Below are 8,262 nucleotides of genomic sequence, written 5' to 3' on the forward strand. Positions count from 1 at the left end.
GTGGCGCCCTGCCCATCCCTGGGCGATTCGAACCTGCGGGACAGGGCGACGTCACTGACGGCGCCGCCCTGCCCCACAGCAAGCCTTATTCGTCGTCGCCTTCGTCGTCGCCTTCCTCACGGCTGGCTTCGGTCGGCTGGAACTTCTCGCGCAGCTCGGCTTCAAGCTTGGCAGCGACCGTCGGGTTGTCGCGCAGGTAGCCACGGGCGTTGTCCTTGCCCTGGCCGATGCGCTCCTCACCGTAGCTGTACCAGGCGCCGGCCTTCTCGACCAGCTTGGCGTCCACACCCATGTCGATCAGCTCGCCCTCGCGGCTGATGCCTTCGCCGTACAGGATCTCGGTGATGACCTGCTTGAACGGAGGCGCCAGCTTGTTCTTGACGACCTTGATCTTGGTCTGGTTGCCAATGATCTCGTCGCCCTTCTTGATCGCGCCGATACGGCGGATGTCCAGGCGCACCGAAGCGTAGAACTTCAGCGCGTTGCCGCCGGTGGTGGTTTCCGGGCTCTGGCCCGGCATCATCACGCCGATCTTCATGCGCAGCTGGTTGATGAAGACCACCAGGGTGTTGGAGCGCTTGATGTTGCCGGTCAGCTTGCGCAGCGCCTGGCTCATCAGGCGGGCCTGCAGGCCCGGCAGCTGGTCGCCCATCTCGCCTTCGATTTCGGCCTTCGGGGTCAGCGCGGCGACCGAGTCGATCACCAGGATGTCCACCGAACCCGAACGGACCAGCATGTCGGCGATTTCCAGCGCCTGCTCGCCGGTATCCGGCTGCGACAGCAGCAGGTCGTCCACGTTCACGCCCAGCTTGGCGGCGTAGATCGGGTCCAGCGCGTGCTCGGCGTCGATGAAGGCCGCGGTGCCGCCCATCTTCTGGCATTCAGCGATGGCCTGCAGGGTCAGCGTGGTCTTGCCCGAGGATTCCGGCCCGTAGATTTCAACGACACGGCCCTTCGGCAGACCGCCAATGCCCAGCGCGATGTCGAGCATCAGCGAACCGGTCGGGATGGCTTCGACGGGCTCGACCACGCGGTCGCCCATGCGCATCACCGAGCCCTTGCCGAACTGCTTTTCGATCTGGCCCAGAGCTGCAGCGAGGGCGCGCTTCTTGTTCTCGTCCATCGGATTGGTCCTTGCAGAGGTCGTGTCGTTGGAGGTGCTGTCTTTGGGGGTCTTCTTTGCCATGGGTTCACTTTAAGTCGGACGTATCGCACAGGCTGAGATTCTGCCCGGCGCTCTGAAAAGAATTATCGGACATCCGTACCAACCTCAGTGGAACCAGAGAATCGCCACAAAAGACCGCGGGGTAATGCGCTATGGAACGGGTCAACGGTTGGGTCGCAACAGGCCGCAATAGAGGCCCTCAATCGAGAAGTCCTGGTCAGGCAGCACCTCGATCGGCTTGTAGTCGGGATTGCGCGGCAGCAGGCGGATACGATCCTTGGCGATCTTCAGCAGCTTGACGGTGATCTCGTCATCGATGCGGGCCACGACGATCTGTCCGGAATGAGCATCGCGGGTGCGGTGCACGCCGATCAGGTCACCGTCGAAGATGCCCTCGTCGATCATCGAATCGCCCTGCACCTTCAACAGGTAATCCGGTGCCGGCGAGAAGAACACCCGGTCCAGCACCACGAAGTCGTCCGAGCCGATATCGGCACCGATCGGCAGGCCGGCTGCGACACGGCCCAATACCGGCAGGCGCAGGACGCTGTCGGGCAGGCCCGGCTCGGCCAGCTTCTCGACCGGTGGCGCCTGTACCAGGCGGATGCCGCGGGCCTGGCCCGGGATGCGACGGATCGCACCGGCCTGCTCCAGGGCCTCCAGGTGGTACTGGGCCGCGCGCACGCCCTTGAAGCCGAACGCACGTGCGATTTCAGTCTGCGACGGCGGCGCGCCTTCGCTCTCGATACGCTCGGCGATCAACTGCAGGATCGCCTGCTGGGTGTCGGTCAGGTCCATGGTTAGTAGTATTACTACTAATGAGCAGGACTGCAAGTGCCGGGGGCGACACGGCGGCATCTGTGGTGCCGAGCCGTGCTCGGCGATCGTCGCTGGGCTTGGCCTGGCTGGCAGAGACAAAGGCGGAGCAAAAGCAGCCGACCAGCGGTCGGCTCTACAGGAATCGCGCAGCGATTCCGCGGTTCCCGTTGGGAACCGCTGCGGCAAGCACACTATGTGTGTTTGCCGCTTCTCCAGATCGAAAACAGGATCCAGACGCCGCAGAAGCCGGCGCCGATGAAGCCGCATACGCCCAGCGCCAGCAGCCAGCGGCTGGAGACGCCACCTACACTGTGCATCACGATGGATGAGCCGATGATCAGGGCAGCAGTGACGATGCCCATCACCAGCCGGTTCGCCGCACGGTTCACCTGCTCGCCGAAGCCCTGCAGCGCCGTGGTTTCCACCTTCAGCTGCAGGCGCCCACGGCGGGCGGCCTGGACCAGCTTGCGCAGGTCGCGGGGCAGTTCACCGGCGAAGTCGACCAGGCCCAGCAAGCTGCGGCGGCCGCGCTTGAGCAGGGCCTTGGGCGCATAGCGCTGCAGTACCACCCGTTCCAGGAACGGGCGCGCGGCGCTGGCCATGTCGAAATCCGGGTCCAGCTGCCGCCCCATCCCTTCCAGTGTCAGGAACGCCTTGATCATCAGCGCCAGGTCGGCCGGCAGGGTCAGGCTGTAGCTGCGCAGCAGCTGGGTGATGTCGCCCAGCATCAGACCGATGCGCAGGTCCTTCAGCGGCACGCCACGGTACTGGTCGACGAACTGGCTGATGTCGTGCTGCAGCCGGTTCTCGTCCACTTCCACGCCGCCGGCCCAGTCCAGCAGCACGTCGGCCACACCCTGCGGGTCCTGCTCGACCAGCCCGTGCAGCAGCTGCGCAACCTGGAAACGACGCACTTCGGACAGCGCACCGACCATGCCGAAATCGATCACGCCGATACGGCCGTCGCGCAGGTAGATGATGTTGCCGGGATGCGGATCGGCGTGGAAGCTGCCGTCCTCCAGCACCATCTTCAGCACGATGTCCGCACCGCGTCGCGCCAGTTCGCGCCGGTCCAGCCCCGCCGCATCGACGCCGGCCAGATCACGCCCTGGAATGCCGTCGACGAAGTCCTGCACGTTCAGGCTTTCGCAGGTCCACTGCCAGTGCACGTCGGGAATCAGGATGTCGTCGCGGCCCTTGAAGTTGCGCGCGATGCGCTCGGCATTGCGGCACTCGGCGGCGAAATCCAGCTCGCGGCGCAGCGACACCGTGAACTGCTGCACCACCTCGGCCGGGCGGTAACGACGCAGGTCCGGAAGCCGGGCTTCAACGATTTCGGCCAGGCGGGCCAGCAGCCGCAGGTCCGCTTCGACCACATCGCGGATGCCGGGGCGACGCACCTTCAGCACCACCTCGCGACCGTCATGCAGGCGCGCGCGATGGGCCTGCGCCAGCGAGGCGGCGGCCATCGGGGTTTCATCAAGGAAGGCGAACACTTCTGAAGGCGATGCGCCAAGATCGGCCTCGAGCTGCTCACGGATATCCGCGTACGGCAGCGCCGGTACTGCGTTCTGCAGTTCAGAGAGCTCGGCGATCCATTCCGGCGGCAGCAGGTCGACGCGCGTCGCCAGCACCTGGCCGAGCTTGACGAAGGTCGGGCCGAGATCCTGCATCGCGCTGCGCACGCGCACCGGCGCGGTCATCCGCAACAGTTCCTGCCGCTCCTCGTTCCAGTGCAGCAGGCGCCCTGCCCGCTCCAGCGTGCTGGCCAGGCCGATGCGCCGCACCACATCGCCGAAGCCATAGCGGATCAGGACGACGGCGATTTCCTGCAGTCGGCCCAGGTCACGGACCGTGCCCAGCGTTTCCCACATCATGCGTGCTCCGGACGATTACCGGATCAGCATGTCACAGCTGGGCGTCGATACCGCGCAATGCCGCCGCCACGGTTTGCCGGCGGATGGCTTCGCGGTCGCCATCGAACTGGAACAGCTCGGCACGGGCGTAGCCACCGCGGCGCTTCCAGCCGATCCAGACACTGCCGACGGGCTTGTCCGGGCTGCCACCGCCGGGTCCGGCAATGCCGGTCACCGCCACGGCGATACCGGCGCCGGAATTGACCAGCGCGCCGGACACCATTTCCAGCACGGTTTCGCGGCTGACCGCGCCGAACTGCTCCAGGGTCTGCGCACGCACGCCCAGCAGGCGCTGCTTGGCCTCGTAGCTGTAGACCACCATGCCGCAGTCGAAGAACGCCGAGGAACCGGCGATATCAGTCATGCACTTGGCGATCCAGCCACCACTGCAGCTTTCAGCGGTCACCAGCTGCAGCGAAGCCTGCTGCAGGCGCTGCCCGAGCGCGGCGGACTGGGCATTGAGTTCAGCGTCGGTGGGAATGGACATCGGCATGACGGTGGGGTGAAGAACCTGCACGTTGTACCGCAGATGACAGCTGGATGTCGCGCCCCTCCGGCACGGTTGCGCTGCCGGCCAGCGGCCGGCACCACCGGGCATGGGCCGCTACCTCACCACTCCGGCAGTTTCTCCGGCAGCAGCGCCCGGATCGGCGCGCCGTCGGCACTGGCAGCCAGCTTTTCGGCTTCTGCGATCGGCAGGTCGACCTGCAGCAGCCAGCCGTCTTCGTCGGCCTGCTCGCTGCGGATCACTTCCAGCTGGTGCAGGCGCGCACGCAGGCGGCCGGCATCCGGCGGCAGGCGCAGTTCGCCGGTGACATGCTGCAGGCCCAGGCGCTTGCCCAGCACTGCCTGCAGCAGCTCCAGGCCCTGCCCGTCACGCGCGGAAATCCACACCCGCTCGCGACGCGACTCATCCGGGATACCGTCCTGGCCATCGTGGCGAACGTCGGCGCCCTCGATCCGGTCAATCTTGTTGAACACCAGCAACTGCGGCAGGTCACCGGCACCGACCGCGGTCAGTACCTCGTCCACCTGGGCGATGCGCTCCTCGCGGTGCGGATCGGCGGCGTCGACCACGTGCAGCAGGAAATCGGCCTCGCGCGCCTCGGACAGGGTCGAGCGGAACGCAGCGACCAGGTCATGCGGCAGATCACGGACGAAGCCGACGGTGTCGGCCAGCACCACGTTGCCGCCCGGCACCGCGATGCGGCGCACGGTCGGGTCCAGCGTCGCGAACAGCTGGTCGGCGGCGTACGCCTCGGCGCCGGTCATGGCGTTGAACAGGGTCGACTTGCCGGCGTTGGTGTAGCCGACCAGGGCCACGCGCGGCAGCTCGCTGCGCACGCGCGCACGGCGCATCTGGGTGCGCTGCACCTCGACCTTTTCCAGCCGCTTCTGCAGCTGCTCGACACGCTTCTGCAACAGGCGGCGGTCGGTTTCCAGCTGGGTTTCACCCGGGCCACGCAGGCCGATCGAACCACCGCGCTGGCGCTCCAGGTGGGTCCAGCCGCGCACCAGCCGCGTGGCCAGGTGACGCAGCTGCGCCAGCTCGACCTGCAGCTTGCCTTCGTGGCTGTGCGCACGCTGGGCGAAGATGTCCAGGATCAGGCCGGTACGGTCGATCACCCGGCGCTCGAGGAAGCGTTCCAGGTTGCGCTCCTGGCCCGGGCTCAACGCATGGTTGACCAGGATCAGGTCGGCACCGCTGGCATCGGCCGCGGCCTTGATCTCGTCCAGCTTGCCGCTGCCGATCAGGGTCGACGGATTCGGACGATCCAGGCGTGCGGTGATCGTCGCGGCGATGCTGGCCCCAGCCGAGCGGGCCAGATCACCGAACTCTTCAAGCACATCGTCTTCCAGCTTGCCGAAATGGGGCTGGATCAACAGGGCGTGTTCGCCCTTCTTCGAGCGGTCAAACATTCACCGCTCCGGTATTATTCGTCTGCTTCATCACCTGCCTGACCACCTTCACCCGACTGCACATAACCACCGCCCGGACCGACCTTCACGTTGCGTGCCGGAACGACCGTGGAAATGGCGTGCTTGTAGACCATCTGACTGACCGTGTTGCGCAGCAGGACCACGAACTGGTCGAACGACTCGATCGTGCCCTGCAGCTTGATGCCGTTCACCAGGTACACCGAAACCGGCACGCGTTCGCGCCGCAGTGCATTCAAGAAAGGATCCTGCAGCGATTGCCCCTTGGACATTGCACACTCCTGATTATTGTTCTTATTGGGTTGCCGACGGTTGCCACGGCCCCCGAGCCGCCCGCCGACCGATGATGTTACACGGCTGGCGGGGGTTCAGCGTGCGACGAAGGTCGACACCGCGCCGGCCAGGCGCTCGTGGTCGATATGGGGGTCGAACCAGCGCGCATCAAGCTCGCCGCGCAGCCAGGTCAGCTGGCGCTTGGCCAGCTGGCGGGTGGCGAAGATCGCCTTGTCACGGAAGCGGGCGGCATCGCCCTCCCCCTCCAGGTATTCCCAGGCCTGCCGATAGCCGACCGCGCGCACTGCCGGCAGGTCCAGCGGCGCCTCCACGGCAGCCATTTCCGGCATCGCGCGCAACGCCCGCACCTCGTCGAGGAAGCCCTGCGCCAGCATGGCGTCGAAGCGCGCCTCGATGCGCTGGTGCAGCACCGCGCGGTCACGCGGCGCCAGGATCAGCTTGAGGGTGCGCACCGGCAACGGCGCCACGCCCGGCCGGCGCTGCCATTCAGTGATGGGGGTGCCGGTCAGGCGATAGACCTCCAGCGCCCGCTGGATGCGCTGCGGGTCGGTGGCATGGATGCGTGCCGCTGCTGCTGGATCGACCTTGGCCAACTCTGCGTGCAGCGCCGCCCAGCCACGCTCGGCCGCCTCGGCGCTGAGCGCTTCGCGCGTCGCCGGATCGGCCTCGGGCATCGGCGACAGGCCCTGTAACAGGGCGCGGAAGTACAGGCCAGTGCCACCGGCCAGGATCGGCATCTTGCCACGTGCCACGATGTCGGCCACGACCCGGCCGGCATCGGCGGCGAATTCGGCTGCCGAGTAGGTCTGCCAGGGATCGCGCAGGTCCAGCAGATGGTGCGGCGCCTGCGCACGCTCTGCCGCATCGGGCTTGGCCGAACCGATATCCAGGTGGCGGTACACCAGCGCCGAATCGACGCTGACGATTTCGCCATCCAGCTGCTGTGCCAGAGCGATCGCGGTGGCGGTCTTGCCACTGGCGGTCGGCCCCATCACGGCGATCGCCAGCGGCCGCCGGTCGATGCCCATCAGTCTTCGTCCGGCCAGCGGATCGTCGGCGTGGCGTCGGCGCGCGGCGTCGGCACCGCCTCGACCGCTTGCCAGATCTTCAGCGCATCGACGGTGGCCGCCACGTCATGCACGCGCACGATGCGCGCACCACGCTGCACCGCAATCAGGTGCGCGGCCACCGACGCGGCCACGCGTTCGGACGGCGTGTCGCGGCCGGTCAGTTCGCCCAGGCTGCGCTTGCGCGACAAGCCAGCCAGCATCGGCACGCCCAGTTCCAGGAAGCGTTCCGAGCGCGCCAGCAGGGTCATGTTGTGGGCCGTGGTCTTGCCGAAGCCGAAACCGAGGTCGACCAGCAGGTTCTTCTTCGCGATGCCGGCCATTTCTGCAGCGAACAGGCGCTGCACCAGGAAACCGTGCACCTCGGCGACCACGTCATCGTAGTGTGGGTCAGCCTGCATGTGGCCCGGCTCGCCCTGCATGTGCATCAGCACCACCGGCACGCCGGTTGCAGCGGCGGCGTCCAGCGCCCCGTCCTGGCGCAGGCCGAAGATGTCATTGATCATGCCCGCGCCGGCGGCCACGGCCGCACGCATCACCTCCGGCTTGAAGGTATCGATACTAATCGGAACCTGCGTACGGGCGGCCAGCTGCTCGATCACCGGAAGCACCCGGCGCAGCTCGTCCTCGACCGATACCGGCGCGGCGCCGGGGCGGGTGGATTCGCCACCGATATCGAGCAGGTCCGCGCCGTCCTCGACCAGTTTCAGGCCATGTGCGACCGCGGCCTCGGTGGTGTCGTGCGCGCCGCCATCGGAGAACGAGTCCGGGGTGACATTGACGATGCCCATGACCCGGGCACGGTCGAGGCGCAGGATGCGGCCGGCGCAATCGAGCTGGGGCGAGGTATCGAACATGGGCAATCCTGCAGGGACAACGGCGGGTAGTTTAGTTCGGCAGGGCGGCGCCCTGCACCCGCAGAGGCCAGAGCTACAGCAAGAGCCGGAGCAACAGCGGGTTTACTGAGGGATGGCGGGGTGGGTCCGGTTGCGGGGGACGCCGTGAATCCGTCCATGGAGGCTCGGTCGCGCCATCCATGGCGCTCACGCCACCGCAACCGGAC

General features: G+C 67.0%; 8 protein-coding genes. All 8 read right to left on the minus strand.

Annotation, left to right across the window (positions count from 1 at the left end; all coding sequences use genetic code 11):
- Positions 1-85: 85 nt before the first annotated feature.
- The 8 genes from recA to folP all read right to left on the minus strand — a co-directional run bounded on the left by recA (position 86) and on the right by folP (position 8,056).
- Complete coding sequence (gene recA, locus ABE423_RS11700) at positions 86-1,123, minus strand: recombinase RecA (protein ID WP_010484252.1); 1,038 nt, start codon at positions 1,121-1,123, stop codon at positions 86-88.
- 204 nt (positions 1,124-1,327) lie between these two features.
- Positions 1,328-1,963, minus strand: a complete 636-nt coding sequence (gene lexA / locus ABE423_RS11705; protein WP_032128412.1) for a transcriptional repressor LexA — start codon at positions 1,961-1,963, stop codon at positions 1,328-1,330.
- 212 nt (positions 1,964-2,175) lie between these two features.
- Entirely contained in the window at positions 2,176-3,858 is a 1,683-nt protein-coding gene (ubiB, locus tag ABE423_RS11710) for a 2-polyprenylphenol 6-hydroxylase (protein WP_110714292.1), read from the minus strand.
- Positions 3,859-3,892: 34 nt separating this feature from the next.
- A complete protein-coding gene (locus ABE423_RS11715) occupies positions 3,893-4,387 on the minus strand; it encodes a nicotinamide-nucleotide amidohydrolase family protein (protein ID WP_010484249.1) in 495 nt (164 codons plus the stop codon).
- Positions 4,388-4,509: 122 nt separating this feature from the next.
- Positions 4,510-5,820: a ribosome rescue GTPase HflX gene (gene hflX, locus ABE423_RS11720; RefSeq protein ID WP_032128411.1), complete on the minus strand. Its 1,311-nt coding sequence runs from the start codon at positions 5,818-5,820 to the stop codon at positions 4,510-4,512.
- A gap of 14 nt (positions 5,821-5,834) precedes the next feature.
- Positions 5,835-6,110, minus strand: coding sequence for an RNA chaperone Hfq (hfq, locus tag ABE423_RS11725; RefSeq protein WP_004152891.1), 276 nt, complete (start codon positions 6,108-6,110; stop codon positions 5,835-5,837).
- A 96-nt stretch (positions 6,111-6,206) separates the two neighbouring features.
- Complete coding sequence (gene miaA / locus ABE423_RS11730) at positions 6,207-7,160, minus strand: tRNA (adenosine(37)-N6)-dimethylallyltransferase MiaA (RefSeq protein ID WP_180838532.1); 954 nt, start codon at positions 7,158-7,160, stop codon at positions 6,207-6,209.
- Positions 7,160-8,056 (minus strand): dihydropteroate synthase, encoded by an 897-nt coding sequence (gene folP / locus ABE423_RS11735; RefSeq protein ID WP_180838533.1) that lies wholly within the window; start codon positions 8,054-8,056, stop codon positions 7,160-7,162. Before folP ends, miaA begins: the two co-directional genes overlap by 1 nt.
- Positions 8,057-8,262: the final 206 nt, after the last annotated feature.

The sequence above is a fragment of the Stenotrophomonas sp. TWI1409 genome, assembly GCF_039673015.1.
Lineage (GTDB): Bacteria > Pseudomonadota > Gammaproteobacteria > Xanthomonadales > Xanthomonadaceae > Stenotrophomonas > Stenotrophomonas maltophilia_A.